Origin of the sequence: Paenibacillus sp. FSL H8-0332, assembly GCF_037963835.1 — a bacterium.
GTDB classification, from domain to species: domain Bacteria; phylum Bacillota; class Bacilli; order Paenibacillales; family Paenibacillaceae; genus Paenibacillus_AQ; species Paenibacillus_AQ rhizoplanae.
On the sequence record NZ_CP150145.1, the window covers coordinates 5,955,327 to 5,977,789 of the forward strand.

Consider the following 22,463-nt stretch of genomic DNA (forward strand, 5'->3'; position numbering starts at 1 on the left):
CCCAGCCGATAACGCTTTCGATACTATAATCGCTCATTTAACGGGCTGCTTCAAGGCACCGTTTTTCTGGTTTTGGGGACCATTTTTCGGCTTGGCCCCCACATTGGCCTGTACTTGCTTCCCTATCCTGTCCGCATTACAGCGGAGCAGGCTCGGCTACCTGAGGGTCCAGCGACAGTCTGACCAGTTGGCCCGCATGGGTAAGACCCGCACCGAAACCGTACAGCAACACCTGCTGGCCGCTGCGCACCTTCCCTTCGCGGATGCCCAGATCCAGCGCAAGCGGAATACTGGCTGCCGAGGTATTACCGAAGGCTTCAAGACTGTACAATGCCTGCTCCAGAGGATAGTTCAGCCGTTCACAGATGGGTTCAATCATCCGCAGATTGGCGCTGTGCGGGATGAACCAGTCTACTTCCGCAAGCTCTGCTCCGGCGTTCTTCAGCACCTGCTGTACTCCCTGCGGAACCGTACGGACCGCCCACTTGAATACTTCCCGGCCATTTTGCACCAGCAGCCCTGTCCCGGAGAGCTCCACTCCGTTCACCTTCTCCGCCAGCCCTGTGCGATAGACATGCTGCGCTCCGCTTCCGTCACTGCCGAGATTGAACCCCATGAAGTCGTCCTGCGCCCCGCCGCTCTCCACCAGTACAGCCCCTGCTCCATCCCCAAACAGAATACAGGTACTGCGGTCCGTATAATCCGTTATTTTGGACAGCGTATCGGCACCGATGACCAGTACCTTATGATGCAGTCCCGAGGACACCAGCGCATGAGCCGTATGCAAAGCATATACGAATCCGGCACAGGCGGTGCTCAGATCTATCGCTCCCGCCGTCAGCGGAATGCCCAGGGTATTTTGTACAATCGAGGCCACAGATGGAAAAGAGAAGTCTGGCGTGCTGGTCGCCACAAGCACCATATCGACATCCTGCACACTTTTGCCATAACGCTTCATCATATCCCGGACGGCAGCTGCACACAGATCGCTGGTATATTCATCCTCGCGGCTGATTCTGCGCTCCCGGATACCCGTCCGCTGCACAATCCACTCATCGTTGGTATCCACCATCTGCTCCAGGTCCTGATTTGTAAGTCTGCGGGCCGGCACGTAAGATCCGATCGCTGTTATTTTTGCACCTGTCAATAGATCCACCTCAGCTTATGATTTTATTAGTATCTGATATTAGTACTTGGTACTAATTATAACCTGCTTCTGACTATTTTGCAAAATGTATACCCGGAATCGCCCGGCGGCAATCATATCTTAACATTGTAAAGATCACAAACACATGCTACAATCTTTACAATGTTAAGATGACAGGCAAGTATGAAAGGAAGAATGCATACCTTGAAAGATAAACCTTACCACCACGGCAATTTACGCAACCAGCTGATCGAAGCTGGCATCAAGCTGATTAACTTGGACGGCATGAATAGCTTTTCCCTGCGCAAAGTAGCCGCCGAATGTGCAGTCAGCCATACCGCCCCCTACAGCCATTTCAAAAATATAGATGAACTGGTAGCCGCCATGGGGGAATATGTCACGAGCCAGTTTATGGACACCCTGCATGCCTCCGTTCAAGGACAGGAGGAGAACCCTGATACGATTATCCTGCTGGGGCAGGCCTATATTGATTTTTTCATAGAGCATCCACAGTATTTCCAGTTTCTGTTCTACCATTCAGGCATCGTTATTGATCTGGACAACTACGATTCTGACAGCTATCCGCCATTTGCCCTATTCCGGACAACGGTCTATGAAGTGTTCCGCAGCAGCGGGCTGCCTGAGTCAGAATTCACCAAGCACTTAGTTACACTCTGGGCCATGGTGCATGGAATTACGGCTTTGCTTACCAATAACGGAGTGCGTTATTCGGGCAACTGGCGCGATCTGCTGGAGCTTAAATCTATCTTTTAGGGAGATGAAGTCTTGAGAACGATCATCCACGATCTGCAGGAGCAAGAATTCGCGGGCTGGCTGGGGGATACGGCGCAAGAGGATTTAACAATTATCTCGGATAACGGTGCGATCCGTTCATGCATGGGCTGCTTCGGCTGCTGGACCCGGACTCCCGGGACATGCGTCATTAAGAGAGATGGCTACGACAATCTGGGGGAGCTGTTCTCCCGCAGCGATGAGCTCATGATCATCAGTAAATGTATGTACGGCAGCTATAGCCCCTTTGTGCTGAATGTGCTGAACCGGAGTCTCTCCTACATGCTGCCCTATTTTGTCACCACACACGGGGAGACACATCACCGGCCCCGCTACAAGCACCAGTTCACATTATCCGTACATTTCTATGGCAGTGACCTTACGGAGGCTGAGCAGCATACGGCCCGAATGCTGGTCGCGGCAAACGGCCTGAATCTGTATTCGTCAGAGAACAACGTCTATTTCCATACCAGCCCGCAGCACATTAACGAGGCCCTCCAATGAACATTGCGCTGATTAACGGCAGCCCCAAGCCAAACGGCAGCAACTCGGGCATACTGCTGTCCATGCTCGAGCCGCTGATTGCGGACGGGAACGAACTGCACGCCTATACGCCGAATAAAAGACCGCTCGCCCCCGGGCAATACAGCGAGCTATGCGGCATGGATGTGCTCGTTCTGGCCTTCCCGCTGTATTATGACGGAATTCCGTCACACTTACTCCAGCTGCTGGTTACCCGGGAAGGATATCTGAAGACCGGGCGCGAACGGGAGATTTACGTCTATGCGCTGATTAACAACGGCTTCTACGAGGGACAGCAGAACCATATTGTGGTGGAAATCCTTAAGAATTGGTGCGCGCGCGCCGGTGTTCACTTCGGGCAAGCCATAGGCCAAGGCGCCGGGGAAATGCTCAGCTCCATGGATAAGGTTCCTCTGGGCCGGGGGCCCCTGAAGAATCTGGGCCGTGCCATGCATAGCCTGGCCGAGAGCATCCAGTCCAGAAGCGCCGGGGAATCCCTGCTCTTCAGCCCGAACTTTCCTCGCTTTGCCTGGAAATTCTATTCCACCCGTTCCTTCTGGCACCGCACCGCCAGGGAGAACGGGCTGAAGCCGAAGGACCTGCGGCGGAGGATGTGATGATTTAATATATATTTACATTTATTCCATGTATATAAAAAAAGGAGATGGCTATGTACCGGAAAGGGAAGTTAGTATTAGCGCTGCTTATTATAGTGATGATTACTGGGTGTAGTAAATTCAGTTCTATGCCGTTACCTGAGATGGTCGCTACTTTGGATACCGGCGAGACAATTCCTGTGGAGATTAGTACATATAGATGGGGTGTCAAAGAATTATACGGTGGTCCATGGGAAGCTATGGAGGAGAAAGATGCGGAGGTTATTCCTGCTGGAGCTGAAATTCAAATTAAATTCGATTATCCGCCGGATTCAATGCTCGTAAGAGAACAATTCAGTAAGTATAAATTCAAAGATATAACTGACTTGAATCAATTCAATGTTCCGGATAGTGCAGGCACCTACATCTACGGGGTAATGGCTACCTGGAAGAAAGGTACTGCTATTTACGCCTTGAAAATCCAAGTTCAATAGTACAAAACTCTCTGTATGTAACCTTAAAAGCCCGGTCCCCAACAGGACCAGGCTTTTCCACTTACAACCTTTATTCGCATGCCCAAAAGAATGACTCCTTCTGATCTCACCAGGTCTCACCGAATCCCCAGGCGTTATCCTTCCGCCAGCGCCACCGAAACCTGCTCCACCAGCTTCTCCGGCTTGGCCGTGTTCCTGGAGCGGCAGTTCAGGAACTCCACTTCTTCCCCATTCTCAACATAAAAGGCCGGGCCATCGTGGTTCTCAATTGTGACCTGCTGGAACTGCACCTCGCGGACATTGCCGAGGAAGAAGCCCCGGCGCTGCATGTCCTGAAGCCCTGCCATCATGTCCGGCTGGCCGGGCACCGCGTGCTCCGCCATCGAGATATCGATGTTGGTGAAGGAGATTTCCGAGATGGCCTGCTCCGCCAGCCCGTACAGGAATCCCGCCGCCGCATGGACATTGCGGGCCGTAATATTGGCATAATGAATCCGCCGGAACTGCGGGGTCTCCTCCGTCACCGGATACGGGTTCTTGTCCCAGACGTATTTCTCCTTACCCCGGGGTCCGCAGAAATAATAGAGATTCAGCGTGAAGGGGCAGATCACATCCTCCATCACTATATTGCTGATTCGGATATCCTCAATAATTCCGCCCCGTCCCCGCCGGGACTTCATGCGGATGCCGCGGTCCGTCTGCTTGAACACACAATTGCTGATCGTCACATTGCGGATATCGCCGCTCATCTCGCTGCCCAGCACCACCGCTCCGTGGCCGTGGACCATCACGCAGTTGGTAATCGTGATATTTTGGCAGGGAATCCGCTCCCTGGTATCCTCGGTGCCTGCCTTAATGGCAATGCAGTCATCGCCGACATCGATATGGCAGTTGCTGATACGCACATCGCAGCAGGATTCGGGATTGATTCCATCGGTATTCGGGGAATCTGCAGGATTCAGAATCGACAGATTATCGATCACCACATTGCTGCAATTGATCGGATTCACTGTCCAGCTTGGAGAATTAATCAGCGTCAAATCCCGGAGAGTCACCCGGCTGCAGTTATCCAGGCCAATTAATCTCGGTCGGGGATACTCCAGTTCTTCGGGATGGTTCCGGTGCTTGTCCCACCAGGGTGCTCCATTACCCTCAAGAGTCCCGCTGCCGGTGATGGACACATTCACCAGATCCGCTCCATAGATGCAGGGCATATGGACTTCCCGCTTCACCCCTTCCCACCGTGATTCCACGGCAGGATAATCGGCCGGATCGGTACTGAAGGACAATACCGCACCGGGACTGACATACAGCTCAATATTGCTGTATAGACGGATTGCGCCGGTCAAGAAGGTACCGACAGGAATATATACCGTCCCGCCGCCGGCAACGTGCGCTGCTGCAATAGCATCCGCAATCGCCTGCGTTACCGGTACCACGCTGTCCCGCTGTGCTCCATAGTCTAATATGTTATACACGGTCCGCCTCCTGTGCTCGATACAAATCCTGCATCTCCACACAAGCCATCACCAGCGCGCCCACACCATGCAGATCATTGCTGACCTTCGGACGGGTTACATAGTTACGGTAATCTCCCGCCGAGGTCCCGATGCAGATATCCGGCAGCAGCAGCCGGCCCTGCTCATCCCTCTGGAGCACCTGAATTAAGCCTTCGTAGCCTTTACGCGCTGCTTCCGCCGCTTCATCCGCAACTTCAGCCGGAAGGATACCCAGCTTCACCGCCCGGGCAATGGTGTAGACGAACAAACAGGAGCCGGAGGTCTCCAGCCAGTTGTCCGGCTCATGTCCCTTATCCACGACCTGATACCACAGGCCGCTCTGCGGGTCCTGATAGCGGATCAGCGCCTGCACCAATCCACTGAGTTCGGCTGCAAGCTCGGCCCGGCCCGGATCAGTCTCCGGCAGTTCATCCATGAACTGCGAGACGGCAAGTCCGTACCAGCCAAGCGAGCGGCTCCAGAATTCCGGCGAGCAGCCAGTGGCGGGATTCGCCCATGGCATACGGCGGCTCTCATCCCAGGCATGGTAGAGCAGGCCGGTCGCCCCGTCCTTCATGTATTTGCGCATCAGGCGCTCCTGGTGCAGGACTTCGGCCCGCAAGGCATCGTCTCTATAAGTATTCGCGTACTTCAGCGAGAACACCCCGGCCATGTACAATCCGTCCAGCCACATTTGGTTCGGATATTTGTCCTTATGCCAGTACCCGCCCTCGGAGGTCCGGTTCAGCGTCAGCAGCAGATGGCGCAGCTTGACTGCCGCCTCCCGGTATTTCCGCTTGCCGGTCCGTTCATACAGCGTGAAGAGCAGCAGCCCCGCCTGTACAGCATCCAGCTCATCGCGGGCAAAGTCGAAATTCCCCTGCTCATCCACCAGATCATCCACATACTGCTTAATATAATCGATATAGCGGTCCTCCCGGAGTGTCTTCCACAGCAGCTCCATCCCGCACAGGAACACGCCCTGATGATAATGCCAGCGGTGCGCAGGCGGGAGCTCTCCCGCCTCATACGTATCCATCAGTGAATCACAGGCCTTTTGCGCCCATTCGATCGGTGTTTGCGGCAGACTGCCTATCATCGTTATGCCCCTTTCAATAATTCAGAATATCCGGTCTTCCCTTAGCATCAGCGATTCCCCCGTCAGCATCAGCCCTTCATCGAGCCCAGCATTGCACCCTTGGCAAAATGCTTCTGCAGGAACGGGTACACCATCAGAATCGGCAGCGTAGCGACCACGATAACCGCCATTTTGATCGTCTGATCCGGCGGCGGAACCGTACCGTCCAGTGTCGCGCTATGATCCATCCCGCTGGCCAGCACGACAATCTGCCGCAGCAGGACCTGAATCGGCCATTTGGCGCTATTATCCAGATAGAGAATGGCGCTCATATAAGTGTTCCAGTACGTCACGGCGTAGAACAGAGAGATCGTGGCAATCGCCGGCAGCGACAGGGGCAGCACGATTTTGAACAGAATCCCGAAGTCATTGCAGCCGTCAATCTTGGCCGATTCCTCCAGCCCCTCAGGAATGTTCTGAAAAAAGTTCTTGAGTATAATCATATTGAACGCACTGATCGCGGAAGGAAGAATCAGTGCTGCATACGAGTCGATCAGCCCCAGCTCCTTCACCACGAGGAACGTAGGAATCATTCCCCCGTGGAACAGCATCGTGAACACCACCAGGAAGTTGAACACCCGGCGGCCGTCCAGATCCCTGCGGGAGAGACCGTAGGCCATCAGCGCCGTGATGAACATACTGAACAGCGTGCCTATAAGCGTGACTCCAATCGATACCCCCAAGGCTCTGAAAATTGTATTCGTGGAGAAAATAAATTTGTACGCCTCTAAGCTCCACACCTTCGGAATCAGCACAAACTTGTTGGCAGCCAGCTCAGCACTGGTTGTGAAGGAGCCTGCTACAACGTGGATGAACGGCAGCACCGTTACCAGCGCGATAAGGGCGAGCAGTATAAAGTTGACGGCAGCGAATAGTCTGCCGCTGAACGTGCGGTCTTCTACCATTTGAATTCCTCCTGCGGCATTTTAATATACGCCTTCTTCTCCTATTTTCTTGGACACCTTGTTGACGGTCATGACCATGATCAGGCCCACAATCGACTTGAAGAAGCCGATGGCTGTACTGTAGCTGAACTGCCCTTGCCGCAGACCGGCGGTGTAGACATACGTATCGATAATTTCCGCAACCTCGCGGTTCATGGAGTTGAGCAGCAGGTAGACATGCTCGAAGCCCAGGTCGAGAACGGAACCGATTTTCAGAATAAACAGGGTAATAATCACTCCCCGGATGGCCGGAAGCGTAATATGCCAGACCTGTCTGAGCCGTCCGGCTCCGTCCATACGCGAAGCTTCATAGAGCCCCGGATCAATAGCCGCAATGGAAGCCAGATAGATAATCGTGCCCCAGCCTGCTTCCCGCCAGATGACCTGAAGGATATACATCGGCCGGAACCAGCCCGGACTCAGCAGGAAATTGATCTTGGAGAATCCGAAGTAAGCCAGCAGCTCGTTGATAATCCCCCCGTCCATCGTCACCATGACGAAGGAGATCGAGACGACGATAACCCAAGACATGAAGTGTGGCAGATACACCAGGGTCTGGAAGAATCTTTTGAAGAAGGTGCCTCTGAGTTCATTAAGCATCAGTGCCAGAATAATCGGAATCGGAAAATAAATCAGAATATTCATCCCGAACAGAATCAGCGTATTCGCCAAAATGTTCAAGAAATCAGGCTCGGTGAACAGCCGGCTGAAATGCTTCATGCCCACCCATTCGCTACCGGTAATCCCTTGGTAAGGCTTGTAATCCTGGAAGGAAATAATCAGTCCGTACATCGGCAAATATTTGAAAATAATGAAATACAGCACGCCGGGGATCAGCATGACATAGAGTAATTTGTTGCGCCACAGCCGCTTCTTCAGTTCACTGCTGCTCTTGTATTTCTTCGGCTGCGGTTCGGGAACTACGCGGGGCGGGGCGGTTACTTCCTGCATGATTCTCTTCCTTTCTCTGTAAATTATTCGGTAGTGGAAAAAAGGCTGCTGGAGCGCTAACCCGAGGCAGCCCTCTTCCTGTTCAGTCCGCTGCTATAGCGGCTGTGCTCTGCTTATTTCGTGTACGCGGCATTATATTCTTCGATGATCTTCGCCCCGCCCCGGCTCTTCCAGTTCTCCACTTCCTTCTCGAATCCGGCCTTATCCAGCTGACCGTACATATATTTGTAAGTGGCATCCGCAATAATCTGCTGAAGCTCTACGCCCTTGGACGTATAGGTAGCCGAGTCGAGCGCCGCCGTAGGATCTGCGACCCCGTATTTCACGTTCTCCAGCACCAGCTCCTCCGCATGAATCCGGCCCGGCAGCACGTTCAGACTCTGATACATGCCGTTCGTTTCGTATTCGCCGATGACGCTGTCTTTGAAGCCTTTGACCTCACGCTCGATCAGCTCTTTATTGTCGGTCGCTTTGGCCTTGCCGTCCACGACGGTGTAGTGCGTTCCTTCAATACCCCAGTACATCAGGTTCGATACTTCAGGAGTCATCATGTAGTCGAAGAACTTCAGGATCTTCTTCAGCTCCGCTTCATCCTTCACCGCCGATTTCGGGAACAGCACGACGTTGTTATAGCCGGGAATCATCCACTGGGCGAACTTGCCGTCAGGTCCAGCCACCATACTATGCGTATCCAGTACGGCATCCGGCACGTTCTTGATCAGGTCCTTGTTCAGGGAATCGATGTCCTGCATCGAACCGCCGATATAGAGCCCCGCCTTGCCACTGGTGAACATATTGACCGCATCCGTCTTGCTGGTTGCCGCGAAGTCCTGGTTCATGTAACCGCCTTCGCGCAGCTTTTTGAAGAAATCCATCGTATCGATGTATTGCGAAAAAGTGAACTCCGGCGCAAGCTGGCCGTCCTTCTCGGCCCAGTTGTTCGGCGTGCCGAACCAGGAGGAGACGGTTTTGAACGCACCATACACTAACTCGTTGCGGTCAACAACACCGATGGTATCCTTTTTACCGTTGCCATCCGGGTCCTGCTCGGTAAAAGCCTTAGCCATCGCGAACAATTCCTCCGTGTTGGCCGGCGCTTTCAGTCCCAGCTTATCCGCCCAGTCCTTGCGGTAAATAATCCCTTGGCGGGCCAGCGGACGGCCGATGTACAGGGTATACAGCTTGCCGTCTACCTTCGTGTTACCCAGAATCTCCGGCTTCAGCTTGTTTAGGTTCGGGAATTCGCTGAGCAGCGGCCCGATCTCCCAGAACTGCCCGTCCTTGATCGCTTCCTTCATCTGCAGGAAGGTGGTCTGGTTCTTCAGGTACGTCACCTGCGGCAGGGAGCCTGTGGCGAACGAGGAGTTCAGCTTCTCTTCATACGTATCTGCCGGGAAGAACTGATAGGTCAGCTTCGTATTCGTTACTTTCTCCACTTCCGTCTTGATCGTATCCGGTGGAGTATCTGTCGTATTCAGCGGTAGCATAATCTTGATCTCTGTGGGCTTCTCCGGCTCTGCGGCCGGGTCCGTGGTTGCGGTTGTGTTGGTCCCGGTGCTGGCGCCCGGGTCTTTCGTGGCTGCTGCCTCTTTGTTGTTGTTACCGCCGCAAGCGGACAACATGCTGAGTGTCAGCAGCGAGCTTAGGAGCAGGGTGAAGGATTTTTTCGTCATTCCTCTTTGACCTCCGTTTAACTTGTATTGGTTACAAGCCTCACATTACGCTCTGCGCTGGATTACGAAAACAATCATTTGCTCATAAAGGTGCGCTGCAGCGAGAGGTGTGGGTTAATGATTATCGTGTGATGGGGGGATATGCATTGAAAGCTAGTGCGCGGGGGGCGGGTCTGCGTTGCGGGTGGGTGCGGCGGGGGGCGGGACTGCGTGAGCTTTGGACTTCCGGCCGCTGTTAGGTTTGGATTTCTTGATTCGGACCGCTGCTAGCGGTAGAAATCCAAACCTAAAGGCGGACGCTACCGCTCCTCCAGTTCCAAACCTCCCTCCGTCCCTTTCTGCCGCTCCAGTTTGGGGGCTTTCAAGGCCTATCCTTGAAAGGGGGGCAAAGGAATAGCCCCGCCGCTTCGCGCGGCGGGGCTTTGTTGAAAGAGAACGCTGATTAGTCTGCTATTACTCAGAAATCCTGCACAAATTACAACATTCCTCTTCATAAACTAACCATAATCCAAAAATGTTGCAGAAAAAGCAGCATTCTTTCTCTTCTAAGGATGGCGTAAAGTAAGTTGTGTACCAAGATTTGGAGCCTAGTCAAGCACCAAAAAAGTAGGGTATCCTCGGGATTGCGAAACCACCAAGGAGGAACCCTACCAATGAATATTTTACCCGAAAGTTCTCTGAATAATCTATTTGAAAAACTTGTTAAAGATTTTGTGAAAGACAACATGGAACTCTTGTTGCGCGCCGAGATCCAGGGGTTTATGGACAGTGAAGAAGCAGGTGCCAGCAATAGTCGCAACGGCTACTATACGCGAGACTTACACACGAAATACGGCCATATCGAGGACCTCCAGGTGCCCCGGGACCGCCAAAGCCTTTTCCAGACGCAAATGTTTGAGCCGTACCAGCGGCGGGACGGATGGTTAGAAGAGGCCGTCATCCAAATGTACAAATCGGGCATGGGCACGCGGGATGTGGCCCGATTCATTGAAAGTATGTTTGGCAGCCACTACTCCCCCACCACGGTCAGCAATATTACAGCTACGGTGCTTGACGATATCCACCAGTGGCAGAAACGGCCACTGAGCAAACGGTACTCCGTGATCTACTTGGATGGGCTCTACGTGAAGCTGAAACGGGGCACGGTTCGTGGCGAAGTGGTCTACTTTGCGATGGGGATTGACGAGGAGGGACAGCGTCAAATTCTCGGGTTCTACGTGGGTGGCCAAGAGAGTTCAAATGGCTGGCGAGAAGTGCTCAAAGACCTGTACAACCGCGGAGCGCAGGAAGTACTGCTGGGTGTGTTTGATGGACTACCGGGGCTGGATGCGGCTTTTAAAGAGACCTATCCTCAGGCGGATGTACAGCATTGCGTAGTGCATAAAGTGCGGGCCACGTTCCCTAAAATCCGGATGGAGCACAAAACCGATGTCATTGAAGCGTTGAAAACCGTATATACAGCACCGGATGAAGTGGTAGCCCGGGCTAACTTTGATACGGTCAAAGCCAAGTGGAACAAGCTGTATCCGAAGGAAATGAGGTCCTGGGAGGAACAGTTATCCACACTACTGACGTTCTACAAGTATCCGGAGTCGATCCGCAAAGCGATCTACACGTCGAACCCCATCGAGCGGATGAACAAGGAAATCCGCAAGCGCCTGAAACCGATGAACAGTCTGACGAACATGGATGCAGCAGAGAAAATCGTGTACCTGGAGATGCTTGAATACAATGAACGTCATGCAGGGCGGGTCGCCCAAGGCTTTGGCATGGATGCCGTTAAAAAGAAGCTAAAAGAGCTATTCGAAACACGCTACCCCTCTTTGCCCACACCGGAAGAGGCGTAGCAGAGGAATCCAGTTTCTGGGGGTCGGGGTTCCCCCTCCCCCCAGAAACACTACATACCAACCCGTAACCCGGGGGAGGCACTTCTACTCTCTTACACAAACTTCTTGACGCTACCCTTCTAAGCCGCCCAAAGAGAAAATTCCTGCATTTCGTGCAACATTCCTTTGTTATATCCTGATATGAGCAATTCAGAGATGCATTATCTGCAACATTTTAGCGCATCTCCAGGAGAACTATATTCCTCTTACAGCCTTCTTTATATAACTCTTCGCTTCAACCAGGGTTAACTGTGTAGATTTAATGGATACCTTTAATTCTTCTTTAGTTGTTTCATTATATAGTGATTTCTCACCCAATGAATTAAGTTCTCCAATTAATTTGTTTCCCAAAGAAGGGAGGTTACTTTGAACCTCGATGATGGAGAAATAATTATCTTCAGTCTGTACAGCAAAGAAACCTAATCGTCTATACTCCACATAGACTTGACCGCTCATTAACCCATTCCTTCCCCTTGCCATTATGCTTATCTTATTCTGTATTTTCATCGGCGTTAGCTTCATTTTTCGGCTGAAAAGATAGATCAATCATGAACGACCTCATTGACTTATTGTCCGGTCAACAATATATTAATGTCAGGGCAAAAAAGGGGTGATGAAATGTCCTCTAAAAAGATGGGGCGTCCACCATCTGACAATCCCAAAAGCAAAACAATTGAGATACGTGTCGATCAGGAAATCATGAGCAAGCTTGATGCTGCTGCCGAAAAGCTGAATACGTCACGTTCTGCAATTGTCCGCAAAGGGATTGAAAAGGTGTTTGACGAGCTCCAAAAATAAAAAAGGAAGCAGCGTAAGTCCCGCGAAGAACACCGCTACTTCCTACCACGCAACCGCTTAGATAAGCAGACTGCATAAATATCCTACCATGTGCAGGTATCTCATTCAAGCGCTGCGATGAAGCTTCAACCCGATATGAATATTGTGCCATCACATCCAGAATATCGTTCTGCATACAGACAGGTAACAGCGGAGACACAGCAATGGCGTGAACGGTTAGGGGAAGAAGTGTTTCGAGAATTAGAGGAATATTTGGACTTGTGCGACAGCGTGAACAGTATGCAGGTGGAAGCTGCCTTTCATCATGGATTCAAGTTGGGGGCAAACCTATTACCTATTAATTGAAGTGATGAGCAATCGGGAGACTCCGTAATAATCAACTGGCCCGTATCATTCCCGGGAGAAGTGCGGCATTAGACCAACTCTGAAATAAACATAGGCGTAGCTCCATGCTCACTCGAAAATCCACACTTATAATAAAATTCCACTGCACTCGGATAAGAAATCAGCACTTTATTTTTATATTCTTTATATCGTTTGAGCATAGTGGTCATCATTTCTCTACCTACTCCTTTCCCCTGATAACTGGGATCGATAAGCATATAATGGAAATACACTGTTAAAATACCATCAGACAGAGCATTTACCAGGCCAATAAGCCTATCTCCATCCCAAGCCGCCACAATGGAATGAGAGCTTTGAATTGCTTGCAGAAGCTCATTCGGATATTTCCCAGACTCCCAATTTACAGATAGAAATAACTCTTGCAGCGCCTCCTTAGTGATAAACTCAATATTTGAAGCGTAACGAATACTCATCTCAGCACCATCTTTCATTCATGTTTATTAGATACAGATCTTTTCCTCTGGACAGATTAACATTGAACAGATATAAAGATAATGGAACTTTCGAAGGAATATTTGTATTAATCAGCATAAGTCTAAGGAATGCCTTCGCGCGGCGGGGCTTTAGTGTAGACTGGTTTAACAATATAAAACCATGTAAACGGTGGTGTAAGAGTGCCTTACGTATCTGCATATAAACATTTCGACAACGCAAAAGACAGGTTAGTGTATCAGCCGAAAATAAATCCTTTTGATTACGAGATTCAGCAGCTTATTTTAGAAGCGGAGAGGAATATAGGTGCATTAGCAAGACTCGGCTTAAAAAGCCATCCTTTAACTCCTACTATTTTACGTAACTCTTTAGTTAAGACAGCGCATTTCACTACCAAAATCGAACAAAATAAACTGGAATTCAAAGAGGTTGAACAGCTTTATCAAAATTACAAAAAAAATCCAATGACGATTAAACAAAAAGCTCAAATCGAAGTTAAAAACGTTTTTGAAACTTATGAGTACCTGTACACCTTAAATCCAACCCTTGACTTTTCAGATATGGATGAGTCTGTACTAAAGAAAATACAATATATTTTAATGAAAGAATTGACCAGTTATCCCGAAGGATATAGAAATATTCCAGTAGCTCTTCATGATGGTGATGGACATGTCAGTTATCAACCCCCAGCCTCTACTGAGGTTCCGCGTCTCATGCAGGCTTACTTCGCTTGGTTGTATACCAGCGTAACCGGATACAGTAACCCGTATGATACTACAAATGCTGATTTTAATAAAAAACTCCATCCACTCATCATTTCTGGAATAACTCATCATTTAATTGGCTATATCCACCCTTTTCCTGACGGTAATGGAAGAACCGCTCGTGCATTTTCTACCTTGGTCGGGTTGATTCATAGTGATTTAGCCACCATAAAGGATGCATTTAGTGTTGAAGAATTCTTCGATAAAAGAATTGAAGATTACTATGATACGCTGATGGAGGCCACTCAAGGTAATTTAAAACCATTCATTGTTTTTTATCTGGAGTGCGTAAACGCATCACTTACGAAGGTTCTTAGACAACTACAGCGTTACGATAAAATCAAACATACTCGTGAATTGCTGGGCAAAGGACATGCCAAAACGATGTTTGAATGGATTAGCAGGATGGAAGATGGGGAGGTTTTCCATAGACAATTATTTGATAATACACTGGATGCCTCATCCTCAAGTATTGCGAAGAATATTTCAAGACTTAAAGAACTGGGCGTAATTAAATCAGGCAAGGGCCGCGGAGAATATATTGTCTGTATCGTAGATTAGCCCCCTATCAAGCCCCACCGCTGAAGCGGCGGGGCCTTCTTTTTGCATCAACAGCTCCATTGTGGAAATACGTATATTTCTGCACATCGTTCAGGTGTGTGCTTGAAGTCTGCTTGATTGGGGAAACGAGCTGGCTGATGTTACTGAAAAAATCCCACCACAAGAATCTGTAGTAGGACTTTAAGTTTAGCTTGTAGGATGATGGTGATTTGAGACTTGAAGGAATTATTCAGCCTTCTCCGTGATTGAACAATGTAATTCCAGGAGAGCTAGGCACGGTTGGCCCTACCACAATTGGCACTAAAATAATGCTAAAAACCGTAAGAAATATAACAACCTTTTTCTTCATGAGAAAACCCTCCTAAAAGTTGAGTTTGATACTGATCCTGAATTTCTTGATTGGCTACGTTTCTAAACCTTTCAAATAGAGTCACACATTCAAGTATATTCTTTTCATTATTTAAGTTTTGGAAATTTATTATAGTTTTTAACAATAAATCAAAACCTTTAGAGTGCTCCTCTTTATTTAAATAATAATAAGCAAGTTCATATATTAAATTAGCTTGCCGATCCATAGCAAGGTTTCTGGAATAGCTGCCTTTAACAAGATCATTTAATATCTCTTCTATCTCTTGCTGATATAACTCAAGTGTTCTATCAATATTAAGTTGATTTTTATTAGCTGCTCTCAAAATATGTAATAATCCCATGACTAGTTCATTTCTGTGTTTATCAATATATCCGACATATGATTCCAATACTGTGATGTCTCCACTTAACAGCTTTGTTATATAAATATTAGCTATGGACCATTCATGAAATAGATTTCTCCAATGCTCGACCTCATCGCCCTGCTCACTTACCCAACTTAGATCAGAATATGAATATTTGTAACCCAACGCCCCCTCATAATCCCCAAACTCATCACAAACATTGCCCCGCAACAAGTCACTGTAGGCGATATAGAAGAACAGGGGTCTGCCGGGGAGCTTGGTAGACTCGGACATTCGCCGTTCAGGCCGGACCTTCAAGTCATATTGAATTCTAGCTTTGTGACCCATCTTGGCGGCGCATTCATCGACCTTGTCCCAGCGCTGTAAGGAACGATATGTATTGGCAAGCTCTTTGAGTGCATCCAGCTGATCTATTTCGTCCAAGCGCTCAACGAAAGGTTCAAACTGGTTGGCCACCCACAGGTTTCTGTCCTGATCATCGCTAAGCGAAATAGTAAACAACCGGTAATGGCAGAGCGCCAGCCGCTCTGAATGCTGGAATCGTTCGGTCTCGGCGACAATCTCGTAGATTGCGGCAGCAGCCTCCTTTTTCCCGGCGTTAAACAGCTCTTCAGCCGTATCGAACAACAGGGGGGCATACATCAGATTATCCATAACATGGCGGGCAATTCTCCGAATACTGCCCAGCTTGTCCAGCTCAGCACAGCGTAGCAACAACGGGCCAACCCTGCGCCAGTCTGTCGAACCTTCAATAATGTAATTAGTGATGTATAGATCGTAGAAGAATCCCTCCTCCTGTCCCATGGCCCGGGTGATCCGGTCCAACTGCTGCATCGCAATAGGCCGGTGCCCATTAATAATATTACTGAGTGTCCCGGAGTGAAGCTGTGAACGCTTGGCGAATTGGGTAATCGTCAAGTCCGTCTGTTTCAGATACTCCTCCAATTCCGATAAAATTGTGCTTGTTGCCTCCAAGTCACAACCACCTTTCTTATTATTTTTGGCAATAAATTGAATAAAATCCCTTTTATCTATACAAAATATACCAGTGGTCGATTCAATTTTCAAGCTTTATTTATGTATTTTTCCTAAAATTTAAATTTTTGGCATTATGATTGCCACTATTGGTATAATGGCCATCCCCCTCACTTTCATGAATAGAGTAATGCATAGTTTCGGACGCAAAAAAAAGACCTTGAGGATTCACTCAAGGCCTAAGAAAATGCTCACATCACATAACCCAATATAATATCCCCGTTATCTTCAAACTCCCCAGTCTCGGTGAATCCCACATCCTTATAGAGCTTATTGGCGGTTAGATTATGCGGAATATGCGATACCCTGATCTGTTTGCAGTCCTCCCAGGCTCTGAGCATCTTAATGACTTCTTGAATGGCTAATTTCCCATAACCTTTGCCCTGAAATTTGCCGTCAATCATAAATCTCAGAATCCAATAGTAACCGTCAGTATATCTCTCATTGTCAAACAGGATAAATCCGACCATCGTTCCTTCAGCAAAAATGCCGTAGGGTACAGAGGTAGGCTCATTTACCGCATGTACAAGGGACTCTGCATTACTTGCAACCAAGTCCAACTGCTCCGTGCTCACGCTCAATTGAGTGCATTCGTGTTCCAGCTCGGGGGTAATCTTATGTAATTCAACAATAGTCAAAGTGTTCACAACCTTCATTATGAATTGATCTTCAGCCAAGCTGAATGGTATAGATGATCTCCCCATCCTGGTTCAAGCGCTGCTCGCTGGTGAATCCTAATCCTTCATACAGCTTCTGTGCTACTGAATTCTCTTGTTCCACCGTTAAGGATATTAGGCTGCACTTCGGATGAACTTCTTTAATGAACTTAATGATTTCTATCATTGCTTGTTTCCCGTAGCCTTTTCGTTGGTGCCTGTGGTCAATCTGAAACCCGCCAATCCAGTAATTATCTGAGCTTCCGGGAGTAAATGAAAGATAGAAGAATCCGATAATTTCGCCATCAATGGACAGAATATACGGATCTAACGCTTCATCCCACGGCTTGATATAGGCATATGCTAGCGACTCCATCACTGAAGGAACGAAGTGCCTATGCTCTTTACAGACAGATATCTCTAGAGCTTCTTCCCAATTCTGGGCGTTGACAGGTTGGATAACGATTGGTTTCATGTTTTCTCCTTATAATCCAGAAAGTTAGAATAACCCTTATCTTACCACAATTTAGAAGTTGTAAGCGAACATGGAGCGGGTTATCTCTGAGTTGGCCGTAATTCCGTCTCTGCCCCTGTATCCCTCACTCCTCCAACCCCCGCGCCTTCGCCCCCGCCTCCCCATACTCCTGAATAATCAGGCTGCCGCCGCTGGTCTTCCATTTCTCAACCTCTCCGGCGAAGCCGGCGGCGTCGATATTACCGAGAATATAATTGTAGGTGGCATCCACGATGATGGCAGACAGCTCGGCGTTCTTCTCGTCATAGGTCGGCGAGGTGAGTGACACGGTGGGGTCATCGACCAGAAACTGCTCGTTATCCCGGCTGAGCTGGTCGGCCAGGGCGGTGAGCTGCTCCTTTTGTGCGACCTCCTTGATATGGGTATTGCCTACATCAGCGATCATAAGGGAATTGAGCGGATTGACCTCATACACCCGCAGCTGGGACGTTTCTTCCGGAAGAATCACTTTGCCGTATACATCCAGCTTATAGTGGCGGCCCTCGAAGCCGTAAGCCATCAGGTTGGCTACATCCTCATCCATCGTGCGGTCGAAGAATCCCAGCACCTGCTTCAGCTCCTGCTCGGTAGCAATGGCTTTACGTGAAAAGAGGTACAAGCCGTTGTACTTGGGTATGGACCATACCTTATATCCGTCCGGCCCTTTAATCCGGTTAATCAGCGTCAGCTCTGCCTTGGGGTTGATCGCCTTGGCCTCAATAGAGAGCCGCTGCACATCCGTCATGCTCCCGATGAAGATCCCGGCCGTTCCCCGGATGAATTTGTCCCGCTGCACTTCCTTGCTGGTCAGGGCGAAATCCTGGTTAATGATCCCCTCCTTGTATAATTTGCGCATGAAGTTCATCGTGTCCATATATTCAGGGGTGGCGAATTCCGGGATGAACTGTCCATCTTCGATTTTCCAGTTATTCGGCGTGCCGAAATAGGAGCTTAACGTCTTGAATACCCCGTACACCAGATCGTTGCGGTCCACCAGTCCAAGGGTGTCTGCCTTGCCGTTGCCGTCCGGGTCATTGATGGTGAATTGCTCCATCACCTCATACAGCTCCTCCAGCGTTCCGGGGGGACTGAGTTGCAGCTTATCCAGCCAGTCCTTGCGGATAATAATGCCCTGCCGGGAAGCCGGCCTTTCGGTATACAGGCCATAGATTCCTCCGTCCACCGAGGTCTGCTTAAGAATCGCCGCATTCAACTGACTGAGATTCGGAAATTCTGCCAGATAGGGACCAATCTCCCAAAAAGCGCCCGAGCGGATCATATTCTTGACCGGATTATAATCGGTGAATTTCACGAACGTTACTTTGCCGAGGGAGCCGGTGGTCAGTGCGGTATTCATTTTGTCCGTGTAGACGCCCTCCGGCACCCAGGTAATATCAAGCTGAGTCCCGGTCAGTCTCTCAATCTCGGCGATCAGCTCCGCTGAAGGCGTCTGCGGAAAATGCAGCGGTGCCAGAATCGAGATCGGTGCCGGTACACCCGCTGAATCGGAACGCCCAGACTTATCCCCGCTGCAAGCGCTTAACATCATGAACGATAAGAATAGGATGAAGCACCCTGCAAGAGCTTTCTTCCTGCCCGTTAACCGGTTGAACATTCCATAACCCCCTGAAGCGTAATATTTATCTGCCTTAGAAGCCTATCTATTGAATAATGTAGCTTATGTATGAATGATTAGAGAAAATGATTATTGCGACACCAGATGATTATTGTTATTATCCTTCGTGATGCATACACTTAAGACAGTGATTTCCATATTTCATGCAAAGGTGCTGAACGCTGTTGAAACAGCTTAGCTTTCTCAGTAAATTAACTATGTTCGCGTTCGCCATCAGCATCCTGCCGGTGCTGTTCATTGGCTCGTTCTCCTATTTCACATCCTCCAGCGAAATTCAAAAAAATGTTAACGAAAGCAAAAAGGAACTCATTTTACAAATCACCTCAAATGTAGAGCATAAGCTGAATACTGTCAACCACACCTTGAACCAGGTCGTGAACTCTTCGGTGCTGAAGAAGGCGCTGAACAATCCGCTGAATGAAAACGATTTCATTTTATATAACGACATCCGCAATGAGATCCGTAATATGCAGTCCTTCGATACGCGGCTGGAAGATGTCATCCTGCTCAATCAGCGCCAGAACTGGATGATCAAGAACTCCGGGCTCTACCGGCTGAATGAATACCGCAATTACGAGCAGCTCACGAATCTGCTGAATGTGGAAGGCTCCTCCTCCTGGGTGCTGAACCCCTCCTCCCTGTTCTACAGCGAAGAGAGCATTAACGTGACCGGCTGCAAGTACAGCATCAGTCTGATTAAGAAGCTGCCCACGACCAAGCTGCAGAAATACGGACTGGCTCTGGCCAATATTCCCGCCTGCAGTCTTCAGGACTTCATTAATCCCGATATGCAGCCGCTGGACAGTATTATGGTGCTGGATAAAAGCGGACGGATTCTGCTGCATCCGGACCGCAATCTGATCGGAGAGCCTGCCGCAGCGGCCGGATTCACGGGCTTCGAGCAGATCGCCGCTGCCGCCGAGCCATCGGGACAATTCAAGATCAAGCTTAATGAAGCCGATTACTCGATCACCTATATGCGTTCCCAGTTGAACGGCTGGATCTATTTGTCGGCCACCTCCATCAAGAGTCTGACCCGCGAATCCGGCAAAATCGGCACCTACACGGTATTCGTCTGCACGTTCATGCTGCTGTTGTCTGTGCTGCTGGCCTGGCTGGGCTCCCGGCGCATGTACACACCTATCGAACGGCTGCTCACTCAGATTGGACTGCGCCGTCCCGGTCTGCGGGCAGGGCGTACGGATGAATTCCAGCTCATCGGCGAGCAGGTGCATTCCCTGTTCCAATCGAAGTCACAACTGGAGAAGGAGGTTAGCCAGCATCTCGGGCAGGTGCGGACCTTCTTTCTGATTCAGGCGTTCGGAGGCAATCTGAGAAGACGCGAGCTGATGGAGGAGCTGGAGCAATACGGGTACGGCAAGCAAGTCAAGGAGTGGAAGACGATGGCTGTCATTACGCTGAGCATCGACTTCTCCGAGGAGAACAGCTATGAGAAAAAGGACCTCAATCTGCTGTTATTCGCAGCTCATAATATGACTCAGGAGCTGGTCTCTGTGCAGCACAGGCTAACCCCTGTGTTGATGGGTCATGCGCTGGCGGTTGTCATCGGCAGTGAGGATGAGGGAACGGAAGCTTTTCACCGGATGCTCTATGCGCTTACGGAGAAGCTCCAGCAGGAGATTAACGAGGTCCTGAAGCTGCAGGTCAGCATTGGGCTGAGCCTGCCGTTTCATTCGTTTGACAAAATGTCCATTGCCTACAGGGAAAGTCTGGAAGCCCTGAAGCACCGGATTACCCTGGGCAAAGGCATCATCATCCAGTACGAGAACCTTAACTCTGGCAAACATTATCTCAATTTGAACTACCCGACCCACACGGAAAATGACCTGATGGATGCCATCAAGCTGGCTGACAGCGATAAGGCGAAGGAGCTGCTGCATAAGCTGTTTAAGTGTATTTTTGCGCTGGGACTCTCGCCGCAGGAATATCAGATTCCGCTGACCCGGCTGCTGAACAATACGCTCATTATGATGCAGGAATCGGGAATTACGCTGAATCAGATCTACCACGCGAGCGGTTCCCTGTTCGAGGAGCTGACCGATCTGCATATCGTGGCTGAGATTGAGGACTGGTTCTGGACCATTGTGATCCAGCCGGTCATCGTCATCTTCCACAGCAGGCAGAACGCCCAGTATCATAATATCTCCGAGAAGCTGATCGACATCGTCCAGCATGAGTATGACCAGGATTTGACGCTGGAGGAGTGTGCTTCCCGGCTGCATTATAACGCGAACTACATCAGCAGTGTATTCCGCAAGGAAACGCAGTATTATTTCAGTGATTACCTGATCATGTACCGGTTCAAAATGGCCAAAAAATGGCTGGAGGAGACCGATATGCCCGTGAAGGATATCGCCTCCCGCCTGAGATACAACAATTCACAGAACTTCATCCGTTCCTTCCGTAAGCAGGAGGGGATGACCCCCGGCCAATACCGTGACAGCTTCCATACAAAGCTTAGAGCGGTCCCGGACGATGAGTAGGCGCCGTGGCTTCAGGCGGGGCCTTGAGCCTCTTCAGCTTTCTTTTTCTGATAAACCATGTAAGAAGTACGGTCAGAATAAGCAAGATGCCGCCTGCAGTAATCGCAATATTCCTGATATCTGGTACATAGACTACCAGCTGAATCGGCTCGGAATCCGCAAGGGACACATGCCAGGTTAACGTGTTGCCGTCTTGCTCGGCCGCATTATTAGCCCCGTATAGATCATAGGGAATCGTTAATTTGAAATCGACGGAGAAGCTGCCCATCAGCAGCCGCACCAGGGACTTAGGGACATTCAAGCTGCCGATGCCGTCGATAATCTCATCAGAGTAGGCATTCAGCTTAGGCTGGGCAACCACATCGTATTTGGTATACAGCCACCTGTCCGTCTGTCCCACCTCAGCCTCCACAATATCTATGCCACTGCTGCTGTTCTTCAGCTCCTCCATTGAAGCATACGATTTATGAAATTGATATTCCGTTGATTTGCCGCTTGCCGTCTTCTTCAGCTCTATGCCTGCGGCCGCCAGCCGGGTGGTCAGAAGCTCCTCCACCTTGCCGCTGACCAGCTTCTCTGCCCGGGCATCCAGCATAAGACTGAAGGCCAGATCCAGTGAGCCGTCCTTCTTCACGGTCACATGGGCCGTGCCTTGCGCACAGCCTGTAAGCAGCAGGACAAGCATAAGCATAATCAGTATTGCCTTGATTCTATTCCCGTTCAACCTGCGTTTCTTCAACCTCTGTCCCTCCATCCGCTGACTGTTGTATTGCCTAACCGAA

Annotated in this window: 22 protein-coding genes; 9 read left to right on the plus strand and 13 right to left on the minus strand. The window is 49.7% G+C overall.

Features of this window, described 5'->3' with window-relative positions; all coding sequences use genetic code 11:
- Nucleotides 1-136: 136 nt before the first annotated feature.
- Entirely contained in the window at nucleotides 137-1,147 is a 1,011-nt protein-coding gene (locus NST43_RS25715; RefSeq protein ID WP_339220153.1) for a ketoacyl-ACP synthase III, read from the minus strand.
- Nucleotides 1,148-1,351: 204 nt separating this feature from the next.
- Here NST43_RS25715 and NST43_RS25720 point away from each other — a divergent pair, with 204 nt between their 5' ends.
- Genes NST43_RS25720 through NST43_RS25735 form a run of 4 tightly spaced genes read left to right on the plus strand, consistent with a single transcriptional unit; the run spans nucleotide 1,352 to nucleotide 3,551 of the window.
- Nucleotides 1,352-1,921 carry a TetR/AcrR family transcriptional regulator gene (locus NST43_RS25720; protein WP_339220154.1) on the plus strand — a complete coding sequence of 190 codons (570 nt, stop codon included), beginning with the start codon at nucleotides 1,352-1,354 and terminating at the stop codon, nucleotides 1,919-1,921.
- 12 nt (nucleotides 1,922-1,933) lie between these two features.
- Nucleotides 1,934-2,443 carry a flavodoxin family protein gene (locus tag NST43_RS25725; RefSeq protein ID WP_339220155.1) on the plus strand — a complete coding sequence of 170 codons (510 nt, stop codon included), beginning with the start codon at nucleotides 1,934-1,936 and terminating at the stop codon, nucleotides 2,441-2,443.
- Complete coding sequence (locus NST43_RS25730; protein ID WP_339220156.1) at nucleotides 2,440-3,078, plus strand: hypothetical protein; 639 nt, start codon at nucleotides 2,440-2,442, stop codon at nucleotides 3,076-3,078. The genes NST43_RS25725 and NST43_RS25730 overlap by 4 nt, the downstream gene beginning before the upstream one ends.
- A gap of 53 nt (nucleotides 3,079-3,131) precedes the next feature.
- Nucleotides 3,132-3,551, plus strand: coding sequence for a hypothetical protein (locus tag NST43_RS25735; protein ID WP_339220157.1), 420 nt, complete (start codon nucleotides 3,132-3,134; stop codon nucleotides 3,549-3,551).
- Nucleotides 3,552-3,685: 134 nt separating this feature from the next.
- Here the strand turns inward: NST43_RS25735 and NST43_RS25740 are convergent, their stop codons facing one another.
- The 5 genes from NST43_RS25740 to NST43_RS25760 all read right to left on the minus strand — a co-directional run bounded on the left by NST43_RS25740 (nucleotide 3,686) and on the right by NST43_RS25760 (nucleotide 9,756).
- The gene (locus NST43_RS25740) at nucleotides 3,686-5,029 is read right to left on the minus strand and encodes a glycoside hydrolase family 28 protein (protein ID WP_339220158.1); all 1,344 of its coding nucleotides are present in this window, start codon (nucleotides 5,027-5,029) and stop codon (nucleotides 3,686-3,688) included.
- Nucleotides 5,022-6,149, minus strand: coding sequence for a glycoside hydrolase family 88 protein (locus NST43_RS25745; protein ID WP_339220159.1), 1,128 nt, complete (start codon nucleotides 6,147-6,149; stop codon nucleotides 5,022-5,024). Before NST43_RS25745 ends, NST43_RS25740 begins: the two co-directional genes overlap by 8 nt.
- Nucleotides 6,150-6,217: 68 nt before the next feature.
- On the minus strand, nucleotides 6,218-7,093 hold the full coding sequence (locus NST43_RS25750) for a carbohydrate ABC transporter permease (RefSeq protein WP_339220161.1): 876 nt from the start codon (nucleotides 7,091-7,093) through the stop codon (nucleotides 6,218-6,220).
- A 21-nt stretch (nucleotides 7,094-7,114) separates the two neighbouring features.
- A complete protein-coding gene (locus tag NST43_RS25755; protein ID WP_339220163.1) occupies nucleotides 7,115-8,083 on the minus strand; it encodes a sugar ABC transporter permease in 969 nt (322 codons plus the stop codon).
- Nucleotides 8,084-8,196: 113 nt separating this feature from the next.
- Nucleotides 8,197-9,756, minus strand: a complete 1,560-nt coding sequence (locus NST43_RS25760) for an extracellular solute-binding protein (protein ID WP_339220165.1) — start codon at nucleotides 9,754-9,756, stop codon at nucleotides 8,197-8,199.
- Between the two features lie 653 nt (nucleotides 9,757-10,409).
- On the opposite strand from NST43_RS25760, the gene NST43_RS25765 reads away from it, so the two are divergent.
- Nucleotides 10,410-11,603: an IS256 family transposase gene (locus tag NST43_RS25765; RefSeq protein WP_339220167.1), complete on the plus strand. Its 1,194-nt coding sequence runs from the start codon at nucleotides 10,410-10,412 to the stop codon at nucleotides 11,601-11,603.
- A gap of 234 nt (nucleotides 11,604-11,837) precedes the next feature.
- Here the strand turns inward: NST43_RS25765 and NST43_RS25770 are convergent, their stop codons facing one another.
- Entirely contained in the window at nucleotides 11,838-12,149 is a 312-nt protein-coding gene (locus NST43_RS25770; protein WP_339220169.1) for a hypothetical protein, read from the minus strand.
- 111 nt (nucleotides 12,150-12,260) lie between these two features.
- Here NST43_RS25770 and NST43_RS25775 point away from each other — a divergent pair, with 111 nt between their 5' ends.
- Nucleotides 12,261-12,440 carry a ribbon-helix-helix protein, CopG family gene (locus NST43_RS25775; RefSeq protein ID WP_339220170.1) on the plus strand — a complete coding sequence of 60 codons (180 nt, stop codon included), beginning with the start codon at nucleotides 12,261-12,263 and terminating at the stop codon, nucleotides 12,438-12,440.
- Between the two features lie 135 nt (nucleotides 12,441-12,575).
- On the plus strand, nucleotides 12,576-12,785 hold the full coding sequence (locus tag NST43_RS25780) for a DUF6809 family protein (RefSeq protein ID WP_339225527.1): 210 nt from the start codon (nucleotides 12,576-12,578) through the stop codon (nucleotides 12,783-12,785).
- Between the two features lie 68 nt (nucleotides 12,786-12,853).
- On the opposite strand, the gene NST43_RS25785 is transcribed toward NST43_RS25780, so the two are convergent.
- A complete protein-coding gene (locus NST43_RS25785) occupies nucleotides 12,854-13,258 on the minus strand; it encodes a GNAT family N-acetyltransferase (RefSeq protein ID WP_339220171.1) in 405 nt (134 codons plus the stop codon).
- Nucleotides 13,259-13,459: 201 nt separating this feature from the next.
- On the opposite strand from NST43_RS25785, the gene NST43_RS25790 reads away from it, so the two are divergent.
- Nucleotides 13,460-14,602 (plus strand): Fic family protein, encoded by a 1,143-nt coding sequence (locus NST43_RS25790; protein ID WP_339220172.1) that lies wholly within the window; start codon nucleotides 13,460-13,462, stop codon nucleotides 14,600-14,602.
- Nucleotides 14,603-14,913: 311 nt separating this feature from the next.
- Here NST43_RS25790 and NST43_RS25795 read toward each other — a convergent pair whose 3' ends face one another.
- The 4 genes from NST43_RS25795 to NST43_RS25810 all read right to left on the minus strand — a co-directional run bounded on the left by NST43_RS25795 (nucleotide 14,914) and on the right by NST43_RS25810 (nucleotide 19,156).
- Nucleotides 14,914-16,311, minus strand: coding sequence for a helix-turn-helix domain-containing protein (locus NST43_RS25795; RefSeq protein WP_339220173.1), 1,398 nt, complete (start codon nucleotides 16,309-16,311; stop codon nucleotides 14,914-14,916).
- A 251-nt stretch (nucleotides 16,312-16,562) separates the two neighbouring features.
- The gene (locus NST43_RS25800; RefSeq protein WP_339220175.1) at nucleotides 16,563-17,018 is read right to left on the minus strand and encodes a GNAT family N-acetyltransferase; all 456 of its coding nucleotides are present in this window, start codon (nucleotides 17,016-17,018) and stop codon (nucleotides 16,563-16,565) included.
- 22 nt (nucleotides 17,019-17,040) lie between these two features.
- Nucleotides 17,041-17,502 (minus strand): GNAT family N-acetyltransferase, encoded by a 462-nt coding sequence (locus tag NST43_RS25805; RefSeq protein WP_339220176.1) that lies wholly within the window; start codon nucleotides 17,500-17,502, stop codon nucleotides 17,041-17,043.
- 124 nt (nucleotides 17,503-17,626) lie between these two features.
- Nucleotides 17,627-19,156, minus strand: coding sequence for an extracellular solute-binding protein (locus tag NST43_RS25810; protein WP_339220178.1), 1,530 nt, complete (start codon nucleotides 19,154-19,156; stop codon nucleotides 17,627-17,629).
- A 185-nt stretch (nucleotides 19,157-19,341) separates the two neighbouring features.
- Here NST43_RS25810 and NST43_RS25815 point away from each other — a divergent pair, with 185 nt between their 5' ends.
- Nucleotides 19,342-21,681, plus strand: a complete 2,340-nt coding sequence (locus NST43_RS25815) for an AraC family transcriptional regulator (RefSeq protein WP_339220180.1) — start codon at nucleotides 19,342-19,344, stop codon at nucleotides 21,679-21,681.
- Here the strand turns inward: NST43_RS25815 and NST43_RS25820 are convergent.
- Nucleotides 21,656-22,420 (minus strand): hypothetical protein, encoded by a 765-nt coding sequence (locus NST43_RS25820; RefSeq protein ID WP_339220182.1) that lies wholly within the window; start codon nucleotides 22,418-22,420, stop codon nucleotides 21,656-21,658. The genes NST43_RS25815 and NST43_RS25820 overlap by 26 nt on opposite strands.
- Between the last annotated feature and the right edge of the window lie 43 nt (nucleotides 22,421-22,463).